Source organism: Algoriphagus sp. AK58, from assembly GCF_014324365.1.
In the GTDB taxonomy this organism is placed as follows: domain Bacteria; phylum Bacteroidota; class Bacteroidia; order Cytophagales; family Cyclobacteriaceae; genus Algoriphagus.
This window is the reverse complement of sequence record NZ_QEIG01000022.1, coordinates 1-22,159: the sequence shown is the minus strand read 5'-3', so window position 1 is coordinate 22,159 and position 22,159 is coordinate 1. Positions and strand designations below refer to the sequence as shown.

The window sequence follows — 22,159 nt, the reverse complement described above, 5'->3', positions numbered from 1 at the left end:
ATCGTCCGTTTACCAATAGTCAACCAATTAACTATATGAGTTCAAAGTATTTATTCAGGATTTTGCTCTTCGGTCTCTTGATGTGGGGAGCAGTGGGATGTCAGGATGAGGAGGATACCGAGCCTGTAGTAGAAGAACCCGTCAACCCCAATATTGCCATTAATAAATGGATCAACGATGTGATGAAAGAGGTGTACCTATGGCTGGGAGAAATGAAAACACCGATTGCCAATACCTCAAATCCTGAAGATTATTTCGAATCACTTTTAAACAGACCCACAGACCGATTTTCGGTGATCTATCCGGATTATAAGGAACTGATCAATTCGCTGAACGGAGTCACCTTGGAGGCAGGTTATGAATTCACCCTTTACCGAGAAAGCTCCTCCAACAACAATGTAATCGCAGAGGTAACCTACATCAAAAAGAACAGTCCCGCAGCAAATGCAGGCATGAAGAGAGGTGATTACATCGTCCGGATCAACGGTACCCAGATGACTTTGGAAAACTACCGTCAAGTCTTGGGGCAAATTGATAAGCAACACACTTTAAATACCATCCGATTCAATGAGGGAGCAGGCAATTTCCAGCCTTTACCGGAAATTTCGCTGAATCCTGTGCAATTGGCCGAAAATCCCAACTTTTTGGATTCAGTATACACCATCAATGGAGAAAAGATTGGTTATGTAGTTTACCATTTCTTTGCACCTGGGCCAGGTAACAACAGTACTGCTTATGATCAGGAAATGGACGGAATCTTTGCTGATTTGAAAGCACAGGGCATTCAGCATTTGATCGTGGATTTCCGATACAATGGAGGAGGCTTCGTATCATCGGCTGTAAATCTTGCCAGCTTGATTGCTCCGGATGTGAAGTCAACAGATATATTCTCCAAGACCAAATACAACAGCTTTTTGATGCAGTTTGACAATCTTAAGAACGTACAGACTCCATTTAGAAGCAAGGCGGAAAATCTGGGAAAAACACTGAAAGGAAACCGTGTATATATCCTGACCTCTACTAGAACTGCCTCGGCATCCGAATTGATCATCAACGGGCTCAAACCCTACATGGACGTCTTTATCATTGGAGATAAGACTACCGGGAAAAATGTCGGTTCGGTTCCGTTTGAAGACACCGACAATCTCAGCAATAAATACGGGATGCTTCCGATCGTTTCCAGAAGTTACAATAGCTTGGATCAGTCGGAATATACCAATGGGTTTTTACCAAATATTGAGGCGAAAGAATCCTCAGAAAGACTAAAACCTCTTGGTGATGTGAACGAGCTCTTGCTTAGAAAAGCCATCGAGCAGATTACCGGTATTCCATCAGGGGCGAGATTCCAACAGCTTGACCGAGTAGATGTAGGAAGCACCTTGGACGACAAGGTTAGGGCCGGAGTGATGGTAGAAACCATCGATATAAAATAATATTTCTCTAATTTCTCCTATGAATCGGGGGCATTGACAATTGTCAATGCCCCCGATTTTTTTTTGCCTGACTCATTTTTTTGGAATTAATCAAATAAAATCACAAATTCAGATGAATCCTTATCATAATCAGACATTTACCCCAACCTCTAACCATGAAAAACACCCACTTCAAATTCCCTTTTAAGCCAATAGGATTGGCCATAGGGCTAGGTTTGGCATTGATTTCCTGCCAACCTGAAGAAAACCTCAATCTTGCTGATTCGGAATCTTTGGAATTCATCCAGTATAAAAATGGAGATATAATTCCCGGGCAATACATTGTCGTTTTACACCCTACGGGCATTTCTTCGAGAAAAGATCTGTCTTACGAGTCTGCACAGGCCTCCATGCGTAGAATGAGTTCTTCTATTCTGGCCAAATACCGGATTTCGGATGAAAATCTGAGACATGTGTATGGAAGTACTATTGAAGGATTTTCCGTGAAACTGACGGCTGAACAGTCAGAAATCATATCTAAAGACCCTGCAGTTAAGTTCATTGAACCAGATCGGATTATTTCCATAGCCCAAGGCAAAGGGAAGCCGGGTGGTGGCGGTGGTTCTACTGGCCAAACTACACCTTGGGGGATTACCAGAGTAGGTGGATTTGTAAACTACACAGGCACTGCAAAAGCATATATCATAGACACTGGCATTGACCTCGACCATCCTGATTTGAATGTGGCAACTATTGGGTTTAATGCATTTAACTCAGGCAGAGATGGGGAATCTTTGGATGATGGTAACGGTCACGGAACTCACGTAGCCGGCACTGTAGCAGCCATTAACAACTCTATTGGGGTCGTAGGTGTAGCCGCTGGAGCTCAGGTGGTTCCTGTAAAAGTTCTGAATTCCAGAGGCTCTGGCTCTTACGACGGAGTCATTGCAGGGGTAAATTATGTAGCGGGAAATGCCCAAGCGGGTGATGTGGCCAACATGAGTTTGGGTGGTCCAATATCAGAAGCCCTCGACGCAGCAATAATTGCAGCTTCCTCTAAGGTCAAATTTGCCATCGCAGCAGGAAACAGTTCCGCAAATGCGGCTAATTATTCCCCGGCTAGGGTAAATGGATCCAACATTTTCACTGTGTCTTCGATGGCTACAGGAGACAATTGGTCTTCTTTCTCCAATTTCGGTAATCCACCGGTAGATTTTTGTGCTCCCGGATCCTCGATCAACTCCACCTGGAAAGATGGTGGATATAACACTATCAGTGGGACATCTATGGCTGCGCCGCACGTAGCGGGTATTTTATTATTAGGTAATAACCCAAGGAACGGCGGGCAAGTAAAAAATGACCCTGATGGAAATCCAGACACAATTGCGATAAGATAAATTATCCATCAACCAATAGAAAAATACCCCAGTCGAGCCAAAATCTCAACTGGGGTATTTTTTCGGATATCAGATTAACTTTTTATTAAAAATGACAATTATTATTTGTTGCAAAAAGTCATTCTTCTAACTTGCTCAAATGGAGGCCATTGTAAGTTTCTTAATTTTGTTTAGCGCCTATTTTTTAGGTTTTTTGGCACTAGTCCAGTTAGGGGTAAGACCTATCAGAAAGTTAGTGCTTGACCCAAATACACAGAGAAAAGTTTTCATTTCCAATCACCTCAAAATCATTGTTTTGAGCTTGATTTTGGCTTTGGCAACAACATCCGTTTATTATTGGCTTTTTCTCTGATTAATCCCTATATGGGATAGTGTTTGAGTTGTTTTTTTCTGGGACAGCATTGACTCTCAATTCGATGAACTGATTCATGTCATTTTCACCTTTGACCAATTCGAAGGCATCATATAATTCTCCAATAGCGGTGTAGGATTCGAATTTAAGCCGGTTACCTTCTACAGTGATTACTTGAAAGAGTTGAGTATTTTCGGCAACTCGATCCCGTTGTCCGCCTTTGGCAGTCCAATCATCCCCGAGATCATACATCTTTCCACCGCTCACACTTACTACGTAAACTGTACCAGTGAGATCTTTCACATTGACTCCATCCATGACATTTTCACCCGGTGCCACTCTTCCCCTGGCATAGGCATGGTCATGACCCTGAAGGGCAAGATCCACCCTATACTTGTCAAAAATAGGTTTCCAAAGATTTCTCAACTCCTCATTGTCTCTACCACCGGAAGCCGAGAAAAATGGATGGTGGTAAGTCATGATCGTCCACTTTTTAGGATTATTGGCAAGAACTTCTTCAAGCCAGGTTGCCTGAATTTCATGATCGCGGTTGGAGTCCAATGAAATCACACGCACATCCTGATAGTCCATGTAATAGACCGTCTCCTCCAATCCCTTTGGCCCATTAAGCGGCAAAGTAAATTGAGGTCTCCATTGCACTGACAGACTACGGAGTTTTGCTTCCGATTCCTTTTGGTCTTTGGCTCGGTATTCATGGTTGCCTGGAGTGGGAAAGGATGGAATCATGCTGTGGATAAAACCTCCTGCCGTAAACCATTCATGCCATTCTTGCTCCCGGTGGGCCCGATTGATCAAATCTCCGGCATGAATAAAAAATTTAGCGTCCGGAGCCGTGCGAAAGCCTTCCCTCACCAATCTTGACCATAGCTCCAAAATGTAATTTTGCGCATCTCCTACATACAAAAAAGAAAATTTATCATTGGGTTGATCCGAGGCAGTTCTAAACTGAAACCATTCACTCCATCGCTCTCCATCACCTACACGATAAGCATAGGTAGTATCTGCCAGCAAGTCCTTGAATTCCACCGAATGGTAATGTGCCAGCACCTCAGCATCAACCACTTTTCTGGCATCCAGCACCTCTGTTTTTGCTTGAATAGTTTTTCCGTTTTTCCAAAATTTAGGAGCTGCAGTAGCCAATGCAATTTCCGCAAAAGCGATCTTTATTTCAGAATTGGTTCTCCAAGTCACATTGACTTCTGAAGATGGGTTTTGACCAAAATTGAGTACAATACGATCAGGATATTCGGAAGGCTTAGACCAATTGGCATGAAACTTTGGCTCTTTGTAGGTTTGAGTTTGACTGAAAACCTGAAAATGGAGAGAAACAAGAAATGAAAACAGAATCAAGCGGGAGAAATTCATGCGGGCAATATTTGTTCAGAATCTTTACTAATCCAATCAATGTAGGCAAAATCAGCCTGATACAAAAAGTCATTTATCTCTTTGGACTAAAAAACCCAATCAAGCAGGGGAAGATGCAAAGGGAAGTATTTTGATAAAGCAAATGAAAAAACAAAAGCCGACTGAAATATAGCCGGCTTATTAAAAGAGTAAGTTTCCCCTTAGTTTGATTTTTGAAGGTTTTCTTTTGCCTGATTGAAATTTGGCTCAAGAGAAAGCGCTTCGGTAAAGGCCGCCTTTGCTTCAGCTTTGGAATTTTGATCCAAATAAACCAAACCTTTCAAATTCAAGGCTGCTGCCTTCATGCTTACTTGCTGAGTCTCTGATTCAGAAATCGCAAACCCGATTTTCTCATCCGGCTTTGCATTTTTGACAAGCATATTGACAGAGTTTAGTGCTTCCGCATACCTTTTCAGAGAAAATTGCAGATAGGCAGATTTATACAGGCTAAAGTTGTCTCCTGTGAGCAGATTTAAACTCTCATAATATGGCAAAGCTCGATCAAAAGCTCCAAGTTGCTCCAGAGAATAGGCGGCAATTTCCAAGGCACCGACATTCTTGTCATTTACCTTTAAAATATCCATTGCCACGAGGGCGGCAGAAGCATTCAGTCCCGATTCAAAATAAAGACTCCCCAATGCTTCCATATAACGCATATCCTCAGGATTTCTCACCATCAGATCATAAAGTTTGATCTTGGCCATCTCCATATCATTATATCTCAGTGCAGCCTGATAGGCCATTTGATCTGCCACATTAAGGGCATTTTTCGTTTTGGGATCAAGTTTGGGAATAGAGTCATTTGACTGGGCTACTACGTTTCCGGCACACAAGGCAAGGAACAACAGGAAGAATATACGCTTCATATAATCGATTAATTTATTAGGATTTTTCTATGGGTGATAGCCCTTTTTCTAAGGCTATTTGCAACATCAGGTTTCTCGCCTCCTCAGGATTGTTTTGGATTCGGCCTTCCAATATAGCTTCTTTGATTTCTTCTTTTATGTCCCCGATAATTTTTGAAGGGGGGATTCCAAAAATTGCCATGATTTCCTCTCCGCTCACCGGTGGCTGGAAATTGCGGACTTGATCCTTTTCTTCCACTTCCTGAAGCTTCTGCTCTACTTTATCGAAGTTTTCCAAATACCTCTGGACCTTTTTGTTGTTTTTGGAAGTGATATCTGCACGGCATAATTTCATCAGATCTTCAATATCATCCCCTGCGTCAAAGAGAAGTCTTCTCAGAGCCGAATCTGTCACTTCGTCCTTAACCAAGGCAATCGGTCTCAAATGAAGTCGCACCAATTTCTGCACATATTTCATCCGATCATCCATTGGAAGCTTTAATCTCCTGAAAATACCAGGCGTCATCCTTGCTCCTTTGTCCTCATGCCCGTGAAAAGTCCACCCTGCCTTTGGGTTAAATCTTTTGGTGGCTGGTTTGGCAATATCATGCATGATGGCAGCCCAACGAAGCCAAAGATTGTCAGAAACTTGGCAGACATTGTCCAGTACTTGGAGAGTATGATAGAAATTATCCTTATGGGATTTATCATCCACCGAATCTACTCCTTGTAGTTCGACCATTTCTGGAAAAAACTCATGCAGAAGTTTGGAAGCGAACAGAAGCTTAAACCCATAAGAAGGCTTAGGAGTCAGGATGATCTTATTCAATTCATCGATAATCCTTTCGGCCGAAATGATCTGAAGTCTCGATGCATTTCCAGCTATCGCAAAAAAGGTGTCGGCATCAATATCAAAATTGAGCTGTGCAGCAAATCGCACAGCACGCATCATTCGTAACGGATCATCAGAAAAGGTAATTCCGGCTTCCAAGGGTGTTCGGATCAATTTTCTTTTCAAATCTCCCAACCCGTCGAAAGGATCTACCAACTCTCCATAATTTCCCGGATTCAAGGAAATGGCCATGGCATTGATGGTAAAATCCCTTCGTTCTAAATCCTCCAGAAGGGTACCATCTTCCACAATAGGCTTACGGGACTCCAATCTGTATGACTCTTTTCTGGCGCCCACAAACTCCAACTCCCAATCATCCAACTTGAGCATGGCGGTACCAAAATTCTTGAACACCGACAAAGGCACGTGTTCTTGATAGGTTTTGGCTACCTCCTGAGCTAGTTGGATGCCACTACCCACACAGGTAAAGTCGATATCCTTGCTCGGTCTTCCTAGCACAAGATCCCTGACATATCCTCCTACCACATAGGACTCTAATCCCAAACGAGCTGAAGTTTCGGCCACTCTTCCAAAAACCTCATGTTCGTCCAGCTTTTCTTTCAAATTCATCCTTTGATAATTTTGACCTCTCCCTCCGGACCCAAAAACATTTCTTTGACTGAAGCACTCAGCAGAGGAAAAAAGACCTCTGCTTGAAATTCGGATGCTGTTTCTTTTCCAACCTTGGCAAGAACGGGTTGGGATAGCTGAAACAGAAGTTTGTTCCATTGTGGCTCCCTGACCAAAGAAAACTTGACTAGGCCATTTTCAATAGGACCATGGGACATGAGTTTATTGACGGGGCTATGATAAATCGTGGGCTTTGAAGCAAACTCCACGATATCTAAGGAGACTTCGGAGAAAGAAACACAAATAGATCTGATCTGAAAAAGGTCAAAAATCAAATAAATCCAATCTTTCCCCATTTCATCCTTCCAGAGTTCAGGTTTCAGAAAAGTAATCACTTTTCCGTTTCCCTCTTTGATTGTGGTTTCTCCTTTCTCCCGGAAAGTTTTAACAATAGCAGCTGTGTCCAAGTCAGTAATTATTTAGCACAAAAATAATCAGAATATCCGGCAGGCCTTCGTAAATCTCGACTCATTCCAAAAACTCAATTCAATCGAGGAAACCTTTTTTATTTCGGGGAATAACCGAATAAAATAAAAACACCCTCTTCTAGGTTATCTATAGGTTATAAATTATTTGGTTTTTACTCAAAATATCAAAATTTACCAAACAAAAAGAGACAGCTAATTCGCTGTCTCTTTTAAAAAGGATAATCATTCAATTATCCTCTCAGCCAGTTGATGAAGGTCTGATATCCTACACCAATTTCTCTTGCGAAAGCAGCTTTGGTTTTCTTTCCCGCAGCCTCCACTTTTTTCCATTCTTCTACAATTTTACTTTTTTCAGAATCAGAAAAAGATCTTCTTTTTCCTCCTGATTTAGCAGAAGCACTTCCACTTAAAGCAGAAATAAGATCGTTCAATTCACTGACAAATTTACTGTCAGTAAGATATAAACCTGCAGCTTCCAATTTCTTAATCACTTCATCTTTCGGATTCACAGGAGTAACCGCAATACCTCTTGCGGCCGCTTCATGAAGGTCAATTTTCTTTCCTTCCGCGGTCACATAAATAAAACCATCAGCTCTTTTTAGATCTGCAATGGATTCTTTAATTAGTTCTCTCATTTGTTTAAAATTTATTTGACAAGAAAAATCAATGCAATATAAAAATTGAATATACAGCATAAAACAAATATCATGAAAATATTCTAAATTCTCCATCAACTCTCCATGATGATATTCATTTTTAAAAAAATATGCTTCTTCAAAATGATGATTCTATTAGCTTTTAGCAAAAAGCTTATGAAGGAAAAACTTTCATTTATTCATCTAAACAGGCTTAATATTACTTTAACTGATCGGAATATCGCATAATTATCCCGCACCTAACTAATGAGATGTACAGGCTGGAGAATTGAATTTAACAAATGGCAAACCATCCTCTAACTAAGGAAAATAAACATCGAGAAGACATCCATTATACAGAAAAAATGTCTTTGGGACTTTTTCAATTCATTTCCTTCACCAACCCTACACCAAAATTCGGTCTCCACAAAACCCAATAATTAATTGAGTGAATAAGTGTCTAACCAGTGTTGAATAAGGTTCTTGGTCTTGAAATCTTTTGCCAGGATATTATAATAGGTCTTTTCAAGTTGTCTGTCATTGAACTGGATGGTATATCCCCCCAAATCAAACTCGCCCATTAGTTTTTCCAGCATTTGGTCAAAAGAGTCGAAAAGATGAGGAGTGGATTCCCCTTCCTGAGAAAAATCGTGCCCTGCTTCATGGTATTCAAAACTTGAGGCAAACGAATATCGAATGATGCCATTTTGATCAAAACGGAATAAAACAATGTAGCCTTTTTCACTTGTCAAAGTAGCTACTTCATCCATCTGTTCATTTATCCGGATATCTTCAAGCAAGGATTCAATCAAAAAATAAATTAACTTTTTCCAGCCTCTTAGTATCTCTGAAGTCAGACCATACTCGGAAGACAGCGCAGTTTGCTTGTAAATCTCCAATTCAAACTGATTATGTTTTATCAAATTTGTCAATTCAAACCAATCATTTCCAAACTGCTCTGCCAAGGGCCAAAAACAGACCAATACTTTTTTATCAATCACCACTTCATCAAAAAGCTTGGAATAAATCTGATTGATCACTTGAACATCTTCTTCATATAAGGTCCAATCTACCTTAGTAAATAACTCCACAGGATCCAACACATAAAATTCCCGAGAATTGGTGTTTACCCTCTCTTTCCAAACAGGTCTGTCCTGATTGATTTTGTCCCAGAGGACAATTTTTTTGTTTCTTAAGTTCATGGCTATTCTTTGTTTAATATTTTTAGACAGTATTGTTTTGATATAGAAGCGCTTTTTTTAATTCAAATTTTTCAGCCACACTTCAAAGACTGAAAACCCTTCGAAATCATGACACTAAGCTAGGAGGGCTTTTGAATCCAAACAATCTTTTGACACAAATTGTCAATATATACTTTTGATCTATTACTCATCAAGTCAGCTGAAAAAGTCTAAACCAATCCAAAATTCAAAAGGATTAAAAGCAGGCAAGTCAGGAATTTTCCCTAATTTTGAGCCCCATAAGAATCCAACCAAAATCATCCCGCCGCCCATTCTTATGGCTCAATCCACCAAGTACATTTTCATCACAGGAGGTGTGACCTCTTCCCTAGGAAAAGGAATTATCGCAGCTTCTTTGGGCAAACTCCTGCAGGCAAGAGGCTTTAGTGTGACCATTCAGAAGTTTGATCCCTACCTCAATATCGATCCGGGAACCCTAAATCCTTATGAACACGGAGAATGCTACGTCACCGATGACGGAGCAGAAACAGACCTAGACCTGGGTCATTATGAACGTTTCCTGAATGTGCCTACCTCTCAAAGCAACAACATCACGACAGGTAGAATCTATAACAATGTGATCACCAAGGAGAGAAAAGGTGAATTTTTGGGCAAAACGGTGCAAGTCATCCCACATATCACCGATGAGATCAAGAGCAATTTCTATAAACTGGGCCAAGACGGGAAATTTGATGTAGTCATCACAGAGATTGGCGGCTGCGTGGGGGATATCGAATCTCTTCCATTTATTGAAGCAGTACGTCAGGCAAGGTGGGACCTTGGCCCAGGAAATTTCCTGGTCATACACCTTACGCTTATCCCTTATCTTAAGGCGGCCAAAGAGCTGAAGACGAAACCAACCCAGCACTCTGTTAAGCAGCTGTTGGAAGCAGGTATACAGCCTGACATTCTGGTGTGCCGCACCGAGCATCACTTACCCTCAGAAGTAAAGAAAAAGCTTGCCCTTTTTTGCAATGTCCAGCTGAACGATGTCATAGAGGCAATGGATGCCGAGTCCATTTACGATGTCCCTCTTCTGATGAAAAAGGAGAAACTGGACGAACGGGTACTATCCAAGCTCAAGCTTAGTTCAAAGTCCACTATCGATCTCGAAAACTGGAAAGACTTTTTGGGGAAACTCAAAAATCCGACCCAAGAAGTGACCATTGGATTAATCGGAAAGTATGTTTCGCTTCCTGATTCGTACAAATCCATCATTGAGTCCTTTACTCATGCCGGAGCATCGGTAGAATGCAAGGTCAATTTGAACCTCATTTCCTCAGAAGAGATCAACTCAGACAATTTCAAATCCAAACTAGACCAACTCGATGGAATATTGGTAGCCCCCGGATTTGGAGAAAGAGGATTTGAAGGGAAAATAGAAACCGTGAGGTATGCCCGAGAAAACCAGGTTCCTTTTTTTGGAATATGCCTTGGAATGCAGGTCGCAGTGATCGAGTTTTCTAGAAACGTCTTGAAATTGGAAGGTGCAAATTCTACAGAAATGGACCCAAATACTCCACATCCTGTTATTGCGCTGATGGAAGAACAAAAGAAAATTGACCAAATGGGCGGAACTATGCGATTGGGTTCGTATGCTTGCGACCTCAAAAAAGGAAGTAAGGCAGCGATCGCCTATGGAAAAACGAAAATCCAGGAGCGTCATCGTCACCGGTATGAATTCAACAATGAGTATCTGGAGCAAATTGAGTCAAAAGGACTAATCGCCTCAGGAAAAAACCCCGAGACGGGATTGGTTGAAATCGTCGAACTCAAAAACCATCCATGGTTTGTGGGCGTTCAGTTTCATCCAGAATATAAAAGTACGGTGTTAAACCCCCAGCCTCTGTTTGTGAAGTTTATTCAAGCAGCGATCGACAATAAAAAAATTAAATAAAAGCTGAGAAAATCAGCCCTGAAAGATTATAGTATGGATAGAAATCAAGCAACTGGTTTGATTCTTTTTGCAGCAGTAATTTTGATATACTCGATATTTTTTGCGAGTGGTCCAGAAGTTCCTGCCGTAGAGGAATCGGCACCACAAACAGAAAATCAAATCCAGCCCTCATCGGCAGAAGAGGAATTGACTTCCTCTCTGCCCGACAGTTTGGTTGATGCGCAGAGAGCGGCCAAATTCGGAGCACTGGCTACCCTGACCATAGGTGAGGAGAAAGAAGCAGTGCTGGAAAATGATCAAGTGAAGGTAACGATATCCACCCGTGGTGGGGGAATCAAAGAGGTTTTGATGAAAGAATATTTCAGCTGGACCAATGAGCCCTTACTGCTTTTTGATGAGCGCCTTTCACAAATGGGCTTTTCTGTCGACAGCAGGTTTGGAGAACTGAACCTAAGCGATTTTTACTTCGTCCCAGAAACAAGCACTGAAGAAATTGATGGAGTCAAGACGCAAGTGTTGACACTTCGTGCAGGAACTGAATCCGGTCAACTTATCCAAAAATATACCTTGGCTGAAGGTAGCTTTGTGGTTCAAAAATCTTTCGAAATAGATCGATACCAAGGAATCTTTACCGGAAATGAGTTGAAATTCCAATGGAATGACCAAATCAAAGCTCAGGAAAAAGATCTGGCAGAGTCGAGAAGGAAAACCCAAGTTAATTACTACCTGTCTTCAGGCTCTTATGAAAACCTAGGATTGAGTGATGACCCTGAGGAAGAAGAAGTAGCAGAACCTGTCAAATGGGTAGGATTTAGCCAGCGGTTTTTCACCGCCGGAATCATTGCAGAGACAGATTTCCAAAATGTAAAACTTGCTCAAAGCACTCCTTCAGACTCTTCAATAGTCCGGAATATGACTGCCTCCCTGTCTATTCCCCTTACTGATGGAAAAGCCGGCCTTTCGTATTACTTCGGTCCGGATCAATACAAGACCCTCAAATCCGTAACGGAAGGATTCGAGGAAAATGTAGACATGGGGTACTTCTTTGTGAGCTGGGTCAATAAGTGGATAGTCGTGCATCTGTTCGAATTCCTGGAGAAATACTTTGACAGTTATGGCATCATCATCATTCTGATTGTCTTGATCATCAAGTTGGCTCTCTCACCTTTGACCTATAAGTCCTATATCGGGATGGCCAAAATGCGGGTCATCAAACCGGAAATTGATGAGCTTAAGGAAAAGTTTGGTGACGATCCTACCAAGATGCAACAAGAACAGATGAAGCTTTTCTCCCAATTGGGAGTGAGCCCTATTTCCGGCTGTCTGCCTTTGTTGCTACAGATGCCGTTTTTGTTTGCCATGTTCTTTTTCTTCCCAAATGCGATTGAACTGAGACAAGAGTCTTTCTTATGGGCGGAGGATCTTTCCACCTATGACGAGTTTATCAAGCTCCCGTTTACAATTCCTTTTTATGGAGCTCATGTGAGTTTATTTACCTTGTTGATGACGGTTTCTCAGATCGTTTATACCCATTTCAACAATCAGCTTACCACGGCTACGGGACCAATGAAAAATCTGGGCTATATCATGCCTGTGATGTTTATGTTTATCCTCAACTCTTATCCGGCAGGTTTGAGCTTCTACTACTTCGTCTCCAACATGGTGACCTTTGGCCAGCAAGCCTTGATCAAGCTCTTTGTGGATGACGCCAAAATCCGTCAGAAAGTAGAAGAAAACAAAGCGAAAAACGTCAATAAAAAGAAGTCCAAATTCCAGCAACGATTGGAAGACGCTATGAAAGCCGCAGAGGCAAACAAGAAAAAATAAGAAAAACTGGAGTCTTAAAAGGCTCCAGTTTTTTTATGACAAGTAGTGGCAATTAAGGAAGAGCCCGCCAAGATCACGGACTTGACCCACAGAGATTTAACCTTTTTTCACTATGTTCTTGTCTCAAAAAAAGGCTTTCTTACCAAAGGATTAGCCCTGAATTTGCTTAATATTGGAGTCCAAATACCCTTATTCTAACCCATGGGAAAAATAATTGCCATTGCCAACCAAAAGGGCGGTGTGGGAAAAACCACCACCGCCATGAACCTGGCCGCAAGCCTGGCAGTACTGGAGTACAAGACCTTGGTGATCGATGCCGATCCCCAGGCCAATACGACTTCAGGTCTTGGCCATGATCCCAAGGCGATAGAAACCAGCATTTACGAATGCATGGTAGACGGGATAGAGGTGGAAAGCATCATTCTGAAAACGGAAATTGAAAATCTCTATTTGGTACCTTCTCACATCGACTTGGTCGGTGCCGAGGTGGAGATGATCAATATGGAAAACAGAGAGGAAAAGATGAAGGGAGTCATTGCCTCCATCAAAGATCAGTATGACTTCATTATCATCGACTGCTCTCCTTCTTTGGGCCTGATTACCATCAATGCACTGACAGCAGCCAACTCTGTAATCATTCCTGTCCAATGCGAGTATTTTGCGCTCGAGGGACTTGGTAAACTGCTTAATACGATCAAAATTATTCAAACCCGACTCAATCCCGATCTGGAAATCGAAGGGATTTTATTGACCATGTACGATGTCAGACTTCGACTTTCCAATCAAGTGGTGGAAGAAGTCAGGCTTCATTTCAAGAATATGGTTTTTGACACCATTATTCCCCGCAATGTCAAGCTGTCTGAGTCTCCTAGTTTCGGACTTCCTGCCATAGCCTTTGATGCGGAAGGAAAAGGATCCATAGCTTATTTAAATCTGGCTGGGGAGATCGCCCAGAAAAACGGCCTTCAAAAAGTGACTAACTAACCATGTCAGAACAAAAACCAATCAAAAAAAGCGCATTAGGAAGGGGCTTGGGAGCACTTTTAGAAGATAGCCCGGCAAAAGCCAAATCTCAGGAAATCCTTCCCGAGGTCGCGAAAACCGGAATCTTTGAAATTCCTCTGGATGAAATTCAAGTCAATCCTTACCAGCCAAGAGTACATTTTGACAAAGAGGCCTTGCAGGAACTTTCAGAATCCATCAAGGTGCAAGGGATCATTCAGCCCATTACCGTAAGAAAGCTTGGACCAAATGAATACCAATTAATTTCAGGAGAGAGGAGATTTCAAGCTTCAAAGCTTGCCGGATTAAAGCAAATACCTGCCTACGTTCGTACCGCTAATGACCAGCAAATGCTGGAAATGGCATTGATCGAAAATATTCAGAGAGAAAATCTCAATGCCCTTGAAATTGCCCATTCTTACCAGCGACTATTGGCTGAATGCAATCTCAAACAAGAGGAACTAGGTGATCGGGTAGGAAAAAACAGAACCACTGTCAACAATTACCTTCGATTGCTAAAGCTCCCTCCTACCATCCAAGCTGCCATTCGGGATCAGCAGCTTTCGATGGGACACGCCCGAGCTTTGATCAATATCGAGGATGTGGATAAGCAACTGGCGATTTTCAAAAAAGCACTTGAAGAAGAGCTTAGCGTTAGAAAAGTGGAAGCCCTGGTAAAAGCTCTTAACGAAGGAAAAACCGAAAAGGAATCTCAAAAAGTAGGATTGGATCCTGTCAGAAAATATGAGATGAACAAGATCCAACAAAGGCTGGCTTCCCATTTTGGAACTAAAGTTGCGCTGAAGGCAGACCAAAAAAACAGAGGGGAAATCAAAATCCCATTCAATTCCGCCTCAGACCTAAACCGAATTCTTGAAATTCTAGAAATAATCTAAAATTGAAGGTGTTCTTTCCAGTGAATCAGAAAGCAAAAAAGACCCCATGGATAACCTTGGGGCTTTTGCTTTTTTTATTATCCGGAATACAACAATTATCAGCTCAAACACAGTCCAACACTCCGAGGGAAAAAGAGAAAAAAGAGAAACCTGATTACTCTACCCTTCCAAAAAACCCCAGAAAAGCAACTATTCTCTCCGCAATTATCCCCGGGGCAGGCCAGATATACAACGGAAAGGCATGGAAAGTACCAATCCTTTATGCTGGATTCATGACAGATATTTACTTTATAGGCTACAACAACAAACGCTATCAGACCTTTCGGGATGCTTTGTTTGCTTTTGATGATGGGGAAACCAATCAATTTCCTTCTCTGAACAGAAATGCATTGGTGAGAAACGTGGATTATTGGAGGCAGAATAGGGACCTGACCATCTTACTTCTCCTAGGCATATATGCTTTGAATCTGGTGGATGCCAACGTAGACGCCCACCTTTCAGGCTTTGATATCTCCGACGACCTTGCCTTAAAATTTGAACCCAATTTAGGTTCCTTCTCGGCAAATTCAACTTCATATGGACTAACGTTAAAACTTCAGTTTAAATAATGAATATTCTAATTCTTGGCTATGGAAAAATGGGAAAAATCATCAGCGAGATCGCTGAATCCCGAGGCCATACCATTGCAGCAAAAATCAATATCGACAACAGAGAGGAGCTATCAACCCTCGATCCTACCAAAATAGACGTTGCAATCGAGTTTAGTCAGCCTGAGGCAGCTCTTGACAACATCAAATGGGCTCTCGAACGCAATATTCCGATTGTGTCTGGTACTACGGGATGGCTATCTAAAAAACCTGAAATCAATCGCCTGACTTTAGAAAAGAAGGGGGCCTTTTTTTATGCCTCCAATTTTAGCATCGGAGTAAATATCTTTTTCAAAGTGAATGAATTTCTAGCCAAACTGATGAACGAGACCTCCGGATATACTGCATCCATGGAAGAAATTCATCACACGGAGAAGAAAGATGCACCATCCGGCACAGCCATTACGCTGGCTCAGGGAATCCTAAAAAACAACAAACAACTGAAAGAGTGGCACTTAGTAGGAGAAGGACAAGGCTCTGAACAGTCTTTACCTATTACCGCAAAGCGAATAGATCCTGCACCCGGTACACACATCATACGTTATTCTTCTCCAATCGATGAGATCGAGATTACCCATACGGCGCATAGCCGTCAGGGATTTGCCTTGGGAGCAGTGATGGTTGCAGAGTGGATTCCGGGCAAAAAAGGAGTACTTTCAATGGACGATTTTCTATCTTTCTAAGTCAATTTCGAGCAAATGAGTCAATACAAGCATAAAAAATCTGCAACCCGTGAATGGGTAGATGCCTTAGTCTTCGCTGTAGTGGCAGCATCCCTGATCCGCTGGCTTCTCCTGGAGCCATTTACCATCCCAACCGCCTCCATGGAGAAATCCCTTTTAGTGGGAGACTTTCTCTTTGTAAGCAAAATGCACTATGGGACCAGGGTTCCAAAAACTCCCCTTCAGATTCCGCTCACTCACCAAAAAATCTGGGGAACTGAAATTTCTTCCTACTCGGATGCCATTCAGCTGCCTTATTACCGGCTTCCCGGTTTTTCAGAAGTGAAAAGAAACGATGTAGTCGTATTCAATTATCCGGTAGAATTTGAATACCCAAATGACCTAAAAACCAACTATATCAAAAGAGCCGTAGGGGTACCGGGAGATGTGGTCGAGATCAAAGATGGGGAATTGATTGTGAACAATGAGCCGGCTCTAAAACCTGAAGAAATGCAATACTCCTATGAAATTTCCACCAACCGACCGCTTACGGTTGAGTTTTTGGCGGATTATGGAATCAATCGGGAGAGCTTCTATACCGCGCCGGAAGGAAATCGATATATGATTTGGACTACAGATCAGACTATCGAACGTCTCAAGACTTCTCCAGTAATTACATCGGTCTCTAAATCAATTTACCCCAAAGGCCAAGGCGAATCAAACATCTTCCCAAATGGTTCAAACTTTGGCTGGAACAGGGACAATTATGGGCCTCTACTGATCCCCGGAGAAGGAATGGAAATAGAAATGAACCCTGAAAACGTCGTAAAATATGCCTTTACCATCGAAAAATACGAGGGACATGAAAAAGTCGAAGTGAAAGACGGCCGATTGTTCATCGATGGGAAGCAGATTGACCAATATACCTTCAAACAGAATTATTACTTCATGATGGGGGACAACCGTCACGATTCCTTGGATTCCCGCTATTGGGGATTTGTGCCAGAAGACCATGTGGTAGGAAAGGCTTGGTTTCTCTGGCTATCACTGGACAAATACGAGTCCATGTTTAGCAAAATCAGATGGAGTCGTTTCTTTAAAGGAATTGACTAAAGCCAAAGCCCCGAGTTGTTTCGGGGCTTTTTCATTACCATTTAATGGGTTCTTGATTGGTTTGGATCAAGTACTCATTTGCCTTGGAGAAATGCCCGCAACCTAAAAATCCCCGATGTGCTGAAAGAGGACTGGGATGGGGCGCCTTCAGAATCAGGTGCTTTTTGGGATCAATCAACTCTGCTTTCTTCTGGGCATATGCACCCCAAAGCATGAAGACCACATGCTCACGTTGTGTATTGATCACTTTGATCACCTCATCTGTGAAGATCTCCCAACCTTTATTCTGATGCGAACCCGCCTGATTTGCTCTCACTGTAAGCGTGGCATTCAATAAAAAAACACCTTGGTCTGCCCATCTGGTCAAATCTCCATTTGGAGGCATATCAAGACCTAGATCATTTTTTATTTCCTTAAAAATATTCAAAAGACTCGGAGGAAAAGGCACTCCCGGTTTGACCGAAAAAGAAAGCCCATGCGCCTGTCCTAATCCATGATAAGGATCTTGGCCTAAAATCACTACTTTTACGGCCGATAAGGGACAATGCCAAAAAGCATTGAAAATTTCTTTCCCGGGCGGAAACACTTGTTGGGTTTGATATTCAAGTTTTACAAAACTCACTAAATCATTGAAAAACTTAGCCTGAAAAACATCTCTTAATGAGTTTTTCCAACTATCTTCAATTTTCACATCCATTGATTTGAAATTAATAACTTGTAAATTATAGCCACAAAATTACTTTATGACATGGTCACAGCTGTAACAAAAGGCATACAGGTCAGTGTGGAAGTTACCTATCAGGCGGAATTTTCAAGCCCACACCAGCATCATTATGTTTTCACCTACAAGGTAACTATTGAAAATAAAAGCCAGCACACTTTTCAGTTACTAAGAAGAAAATGGGAAATTTTTGATGCTGCCGAAACTCCAAAGATCGTTGAAGGAATTGGAGTGGTCGGTCAGCAGCCTATCCTAGAGCCGGGTGAATCGCACACCTACGTCTCTGGATGTAACCTAAAATCAGGCCTAGGAAAAATGAAAGGAATATTCACCATGGAAAAGCTGTTTGACGGCCATATGATTGAGGTATCGATTCCTGAATTTCAAATGATTGCAAACATCTTTCACAATTAAAACCGCTTGAGGAAACTCATTTTTCCGGCCCTATCCTATTTTTCTTACTGGCTCAAAAAGGAAGACCTCTACAGTCAACAGTCGCCATTTTTATTTTCAGTCTACGGGGGATTGATCAAATTCCTCCAAACCTGTCCAAAAGGCGATCCTGACATAGAAAAATTTCGGAATTCCTTATTGGAAGACTCCACTGAAATACTTGTGGAAGACTTTGGGGCTGGTTCTAAAAAAGTCCCAGATCCCCGGAGGGAAATCCGAAAAATAACTCGACACTCGACTAGCTCGCCCAAATTTTCCCTACTCTATCAGTACTTCTGCCAACTTACTCCAGCAGAGCAGGTTTTGGAGCTTGGAACCTGCATGGGAATCAGCACGAGGTACATAAGTAAGGCAACCAAGGGGAAACTATGGACTTTGGAAGGCTCCAAAGAGATTCAACAAGTCGCCAAAAGATATCCCACTCCGGAAAAAACTGAATTCGTTTTGGGCAACATTACTGATACCCTTTCAGAAGTATTGGAAAGAATCAATCAACTTGATTTTGTTTTGATTGATGCAAATCATACGTATGAAGGCACCCTTAACTCCTTCTTTCAGTGTCTGACTAAAGTACATCCAAAAAGTATTATCGCCATTGGAGATATCCATTGGTCTGCTGACATGGAAACGGCGTGGGAAGAGATCAAAGCTAATCCCAAGGTTAGGCTCACCCTGGATTTCTTTGAATGTGGGATACTCTTTTTTGATTATCCGGGTCCAAAAACAAACCTGATCTTAGAGGTTTGACTTTTTCAGAATCATGAATAATTCTGACCCCATCCGTGGAGGAACTGAGTTATGACAGGGCTCAAACTTTTCGAAATGAAAATATGGCTTGAAAAGCTCCCGATATTCTTCAGCGCTACCTCCGAAGGGTGGCCCGCCTTCAAAGTCCCGGTCAAATAATACTCCAACCAATTTCCCTCCGGGCTTCAACAGCTCAGCCATTTTTGCTGCATAATCGACTCTTAGTGCTGGATCCAAGGCACAAAAAAAGGTTTGCTCTAAAATCAGATCATACTGGCCGGAATGCTCGAAAAAATTTTCATGATGTACTTGAGACTTTGGAAAAGATGGATTTTTCTCCAAAAATCTGGCAATTGGAACCTTAGAAATATCCAGTAAATGAACCTTTTTCAATCCTATAGCGAAAGCAGCGACCACCTCGTAGGCATTGCCTCCACCGGGAACCAGAATCACCGAATCCTTTTTCTCAATTTGGCAAAGATATTGATAAAGTGGAGGTGAGGCGTAGCCAAGGTCCCAACCCGTATACCCGTTTTCATACCGGGAAGACCAGAAGTTTTCGTCTAAATCAATCATATCATAGGCCCTTATTTAAACCACCATGAATAGTAACTTTGAAAACGAATCAAAGCAAAAAAAAGATCAAAGCAAGAATATCATAATTATTGTTTTGGTTCTTTTGGTCATCATCAGCGGTATCAAACTATACACCGACTATGTGGACCGGACCAAAAAGACAGAAGAAATTCTGCTGCTTTCGACTGAAAACAATGAATTGAATAAGAGATTGGATTCAGTTACTTATCAGCTTGACTTGAGGATAAAGGAAATCGAAAAACTTGGCGGCGACGTGAAAGCATTGGAAGCAGTCAGGGATCAGTTGATCGCTGAAAGAAACAGTGCTAGACAAAGAACCAATTCCGAGATTGCAGCATTGAATTCCAAAATCAACAACCTGAATGGCTTAATAGCCCAAAAAGACCAGGAAATCCTGGAATTGAGGGCCGCAAATCAACAACTTTTCTCTGAAAATCAGGATCTCAAAACCACTCAGGCCCAAATCGAGGAAGAAGTAGCCCAACTCAATATTCAAAAGCAAAATCTTCAGGCAAAAGTGGACGTAGCCTCCATGCTGAAAGCAGAGAACATTGTAATCTCTGCGGTAAATTCAAGAGGAAAAGAACGAATAGAGACGACCAAAGATTTCCGTAACAGACAGATGGAAAGGCTGAAAGTAAGCTTTAACATCGCGGACAATAAGGTTGCCGAAAAAGGACCAAGAAATGTTTTTGTCCAAGTACTTGGTCCAAACAATCAGCCCATCTTCGATGTAGCCAAAGGATCTGGAACGTTTATGATCAATGGTCAGGAACAGTTTTACACCGTCAAGCAAGACATCATTTTTGATAATACAGGACAAAATCTGGTTTTTTATTATGAAAAAGGATCAGAATACGCTTCCGGTAACCATCAGATCAAGATTTTTGTAGACAATTATCAGATTGGAGCAAAAAGCTTTACCGTAAAATAACCCAAACTGATCACATCTTCTAAAAGCCTCTTCCATAAGGAGAGGCTTTTTTGATTTTACCAAAGTGATTTTAGACAATTATTTGGATTACAGGACCGATTCCTCTACTTTTGCGGTCTGTTTATTCAAATTTCCTAAACACATTAAAAAATGTTCCAAAGAAGTTACGAGACGGTATTCATTTTAACTCCCGTTTTGTCTGATGTTCAGATGAAGGATACTGTCGACAAGTTTGTGAACTTGTTAAAAGAAGAGGGGGCAGATGTGATCAATGTGGAAAACTGGGGTCTTAAGAAGATGGCTTATCCTATCGAGAAGAAGACGACTGGTTTCTACGTATTGGTAGAGTTCAAGGCTGATCCAACCATCATCCGCAAGTTTGAGCTGGAGTTCAGACGTGATGAGAAAGTGATGAGATTCCTTACTACTGTATTGGACAAGCACGCTATCGTGTATGCCGAAAGAAGAAGAAAAGGAGAATTTAACAAAAAAGCTGAAGCTAAGGAGGAGCAAGCCTAATGACACTAGTAAACGAACCTATCAACAGAGGCGAAATCAGAAAGAAGTATTGCCGCTTCAAGAAGCATGGAATCAAGTACATCGACTACAAGGATCCTAACTTCCTTTTGAAATTCGTAAACGAGCAAGGTAAAATCCTTCCTAGAAGACTTACAGGTAACTCTGCGAAGTATCAGAGAAAAGTAGCTCAGGCTATCAAGAAAGCAAGACATTTGGCTTTGTTGCCATTCGTAACCGATGGTTTGAAATAATTCGGTCTTGTATCGTTCAATCAAAAAAGATCATTACAAATGGAAATCATTCTAAAAACAGACATCAAAGGTCTTGGATATAAAAATGACTTGGTAGACGTAAAGCCAGGTTATGGCAGAAATTACTTGATTCCTCAAGGTTTCGCTGTACTTGCTACCGACTCTAACAAGAAGATCCTTGCTGAAAACATCAAGCAGGCAGCACACAAAGCTGAGAAAATCAAAACCGAAGCGGAAAACATTGCTGCTAAACTTGCCGAGACTACTCTTGAAATCAAAGCTAAAATTGGTGATTCAGGAAAAATCTTCGGAAAAGTGACTACACTTCAGATTTCTGATGCATTGGCTACCAAAGGATTTGACATTGACAGAAAGAAAATCGCTATCAATGTTCCTGTAGAGGGCGCTGGCGAATTCACTGCCGATATCGACCTTCACAGAGAAGTGAAAACCAAAGTGAAATTTGTAGTAGTAGGAGAATAATAATCTCTAGCTCATCAAAAAATAAAGGCTCGCAAATTGTGAACTAGCCCCCAAAAGTTAGACGGATTAATAATGATTTAAATTTAATGAAGAAGCTCGGTATTGTACCGGGCTTTTTCCGTTTAGACTTGATTTTATTCGTTGGTGGTTATA

Annotated in this window: 24 protein-coding genes; 15 read left to right on the top strand and 9 right to left on the bottom strand. The window is 41.6% G+C overall.

Annotation, left to right across the window (positions count from 1 at the left end; all coding sequences use genetic code 11):
- Nucleotides 1-35 precede the first annotated feature (35 nt).
- Together DDT91_RS17990 and DDT91_RS17985 are read left to right on the top strand one after the other, a co-directional pair.
- A complete protein-coding gene (locus DDT91_RS17990) occupies nt 36-1,433 on the top strand; it encodes a S41 family peptidase (protein ID WP_187177583.1) in 1,398 nt (465 codons plus the stop codon).
- A gap of 155 nt (nt 1,434-1,588) precedes the next feature.
- Nucleotides 1,589-2,809 (top strand): S8 family serine peptidase, encoded by a 1,221-nt coding sequence (locus DDT91_RS17985; RefSeq protein ID WP_187177582.1) that lies wholly within the window; start codon nt 1,589-1,591, stop codon nt 2,807-2,809.
- A 352-nt stretch (nt 2,810-3,161) separates the two neighbouring features.
- On the opposite strand, the gene DDT91_RS17980 is transcribed toward DDT91_RS17985, so the two are convergent.
- The 6 genes from DDT91_RS17980 to DDT91_RS17955 form a co-directional block, all read right to left on the bottom strand.
- Nucleotides 3,162-4,547: a metallophosphoesterase family protein gene (locus tag DDT91_RS17980; RefSeq protein WP_187177581.1), complete on the bottom strand. Its 1,386-nt coding sequence runs from the start codon at nt 4,545-4,547 to the stop codon at nt 3,162-3,164.
- Nucleotides 4,548-4,747: 200 nt separating this feature from the next.
- Nucleotides 4,748-5,452 carry a lipopolysaccharide assembly protein LapB gene (locus DDT91_RS17975; RefSeq protein WP_187177580.1) on the bottom strand — a complete coding sequence of 235 codons (705 nt, stop codon included), beginning with the start codon at nt 5,450-5,452 and terminating at the stop codon, nt 4,748-4,750.
- A gap of 16 nt (nt 5,453-5,468) precedes the next feature.
- Nucleotides 5,469-6,893 carry a CCA tRNA nucleotidyltransferase gene (locus tag DDT91_RS17970; protein ID WP_187177579.1) on the bottom strand — a complete coding sequence of 475 codons (1,425 nt, stop codon included), beginning with the start codon at nt 6,891-6,893 and terminating at the stop codon, nt 5,469-5,471.
- Entirely contained in the window at nt 6,890-7,360 is a 471-nt protein-coding gene (locus tag DDT91_RS17965; RefSeq protein ID WP_187177578.1) for a hypothetical protein, read from the bottom strand. The genes DDT91_RS17970 and DDT91_RS17965 overlap by 4 nt, the downstream gene beginning before the upstream one ends.
- A gap of 251 nt (nt 7,361-7,611) precedes the next feature.
- Nucleotides 7,612-8,112, bottom strand: coding sequence for a hypothetical protein (locus tag DDT91_RS17960; RefSeq protein WP_187177577.1), 501 nt, complete (start codon nt 8,110-8,112; stop codon nt 7,612-7,614).
- A gap of 344 nt (nt 8,113-8,456) precedes the next feature.
- Nucleotides 8,457-9,218 (bottom strand): hypothetical protein, encoded by a 762-nt coding sequence (locus DDT91_RS17955; RefSeq protein WP_187177576.1) that lies wholly within the window; start codon nt 9,216-9,218, stop codon nt 8,457-8,459.
- 316 nt (nt 9,219-9,534) lie between these two features.
- On the opposite strand from DDT91_RS17955, the gene DDT91_RS17950 reads away from it, so the two are divergent.
- The 7 genes from DDT91_RS17950 to lepB all read left to right on the top strand — a co-directional run bounded on the left by DDT91_RS17950 (nt 9,535) and on the right by lepB (nt 17,301).
- A complete protein-coding gene (locus tag DDT91_RS17950) occupies nt 9,535-11,154 on the top strand; it encodes a CTP synthase (RefSeq protein ID WP_187177575.1) in 1,620 nt (539 codons plus the stop codon).
- A 33-nt stretch (nt 11,155-11,187) separates the two neighbouring features.
- Entirely contained in the window at nt 11,188-12,981 is a 1,794-nt protein-coding gene (gene yidC / locus DDT91_RS17945; RefSeq protein WP_187177574.1) for a membrane protein insertase YidC, read from the top strand.
- A 201-nt stretch (nt 12,982-13,182) separates the two neighbouring features.
- Entirely contained in the window at nt 13,183-13,965 is a 783-nt protein-coding gene (locus DDT91_RS17940; protein WP_187177573.1) for a ParA family protein, read from the top strand.
- Nucleotides 13,966-13,967: 2 nt separating this feature from the next.
- Nucleotides 13,968-14,879 (top strand): ParB/RepB/Spo0J family partition protein, encoded by a 912-nt coding sequence (locus DDT91_RS17935; protein WP_187177572.1) that lies wholly within the window; start codon nt 13,968-13,970, stop codon nt 14,877-14,879.
- Between the two features lie 65 nt (nt 14,880-14,944).
- Complete coding sequence (locus DDT91_RS17930; protein ID WP_222718682.1) at nt 14,945-15,487, top strand: DUF5683 domain-containing protein; 543 nt, start codon at nt 14,945-14,947, stop codon at nt 15,485-15,487.
- Nucleotides 15,487-16,209: a 4-hydroxy-tetrahydrodipicolinate reductase gene (gene dapB, locus DDT91_RS17925; protein ID WP_187177570.1), complete on the top strand. Its 723-nt coding sequence runs from the start codon at nt 15,487-15,489 to the stop codon at nt 16,207-16,209. The genes DDT91_RS17930 and dapB overlap by 1 nt, the downstream gene beginning before the upstream one ends.
- A gap of 15 nt (nt 16,210-16,224) precedes the next feature.
- Nucleotides 16,225-17,301, top strand: coding sequence for a signal peptidase I (gene lepB, locus DDT91_RS17920; RefSeq protein ID WP_187177569.1), 1,077 nt, complete (start codon nt 16,225-16,227; stop codon nt 17,299-17,301).
- A 34-nt stretch (nt 17,302-17,335) separates the two neighbouring features.
- On the opposite strand, the gene ung is transcribed toward lepB, so the two are convergent.
- Nucleotides 17,336-17,998 carry a uracil-DNA glycosylase gene (gene ung, locus DDT91_RS17915; RefSeq protein ID WP_187177568.1) on the bottom strand — a complete coding sequence of 221 codons (663 nt, stop codon included), beginning with the start codon at nt 17,996-17,998 and terminating at the stop codon, nt 17,336-17,338.
- A gap of 51 nt (nt 17,999-18,049) precedes the next feature.
- Here ung and apaG point away from each other — a divergent pair, with 51 nt between their 5' ends.
- Both apaG and DDT91_RS17905 read left to right on the top strand, forming a co-directional pair.
- Nucleotides 18,050-18,436, top strand: a complete 387-nt coding sequence (gene apaG, locus DDT91_RS17910) for a Co2+/Mg2+ efflux protein ApaG (RefSeq protein ID WP_187177567.1) — start codon at nt 18,050-18,052, stop codon at nt 18,434-18,436.
- A gap of 6 nt (nt 18,437-18,442) precedes the next feature.
- Complete coding sequence (locus DDT91_RS17905; protein ID WP_187177566.1) at nt 18,443-19,222, top strand: O-methyltransferase; 780 nt, start codon at nt 18,443-18,445, stop codon at nt 19,220-19,222.
- Here DDT91_RS17905 and DDT91_RS17900 read toward each other — a convergent pair.
- Entirely contained in the window at nt 19,211-19,798 is a 588-nt protein-coding gene (locus DDT91_RS17900) for an SAM-dependent methyltransferase (RefSeq protein WP_187177565.1), read from the bottom strand. The genes DDT91_RS17905 and DDT91_RS17900 overlap by 12 nt on opposite strands.
- A 25-nt stretch (nt 19,799-19,823) precedes the next feature.
- Between DDT91_RS17900 and DDT91_RS17895 the strand changes: the two genes are divergently transcribed.
- From DDT91_RS17895 to rplI, 4 genes are all read left to right on the top strand, one after another.
- Nucleotides 19,824-20,753: a hypothetical protein gene (locus DDT91_RS17895; RefSeq protein ID WP_187177564.1), complete on the top strand. Its 930-nt coding sequence runs from the start codon at nt 19,824-19,826 to the stop codon at nt 20,751-20,753.
- Nucleotides 20,754-20,903: 150 nt separating this feature from the next.
- Nucleotides 20,904-21,272 carry a 30S ribosomal protein S6 gene (gene rpsF, locus DDT91_RS17890; protein ID WP_111392159.1) on the top strand — a complete coding sequence of 123 codons (369 nt, stop codon included), beginning with the start codon at nt 20,904-20,906 and terminating at the stop codon, nt 21,270-21,272.
- Nucleotides 21,272-21,523, top strand: a complete 252-nt coding sequence (rpsR, locus tag DDT91_RS17885) for a 30S ribosomal protein S18 (RefSeq protein ID WP_092729973.1) — start codon at nt 21,272-21,274, stop codon at nt 21,521-21,523. The genes rpsF and rpsR overlap by 1 nt, the downstream gene beginning before the upstream one ends.
- A 39-nt stretch (nt 21,524-21,562) precedes the next feature.
- Nucleotides 21,563-22,006 carry a 50S ribosomal protein L9 gene (gene rplI / locus DDT91_RS17880; protein WP_187177563.1) on the top strand — a complete coding sequence of 148 codons (444 nt, stop codon included), beginning with the start codon at nt 21,563-21,565 and terminating at the stop codon, nt 22,004-22,006.
- A 66-nt stretch (nt 22,007-22,072) separates the two neighbouring features.
- Here rplI and DDT91_RS20885 read toward each other — a convergent pair.
- A partial coding sequence (locus DDT91_RS20885; RefSeq protein WP_187177702.1) for an IS3 family transposase occupies nt 22,073-22,159 on the bottom strand: 87 nt, incomplete at its 5' end.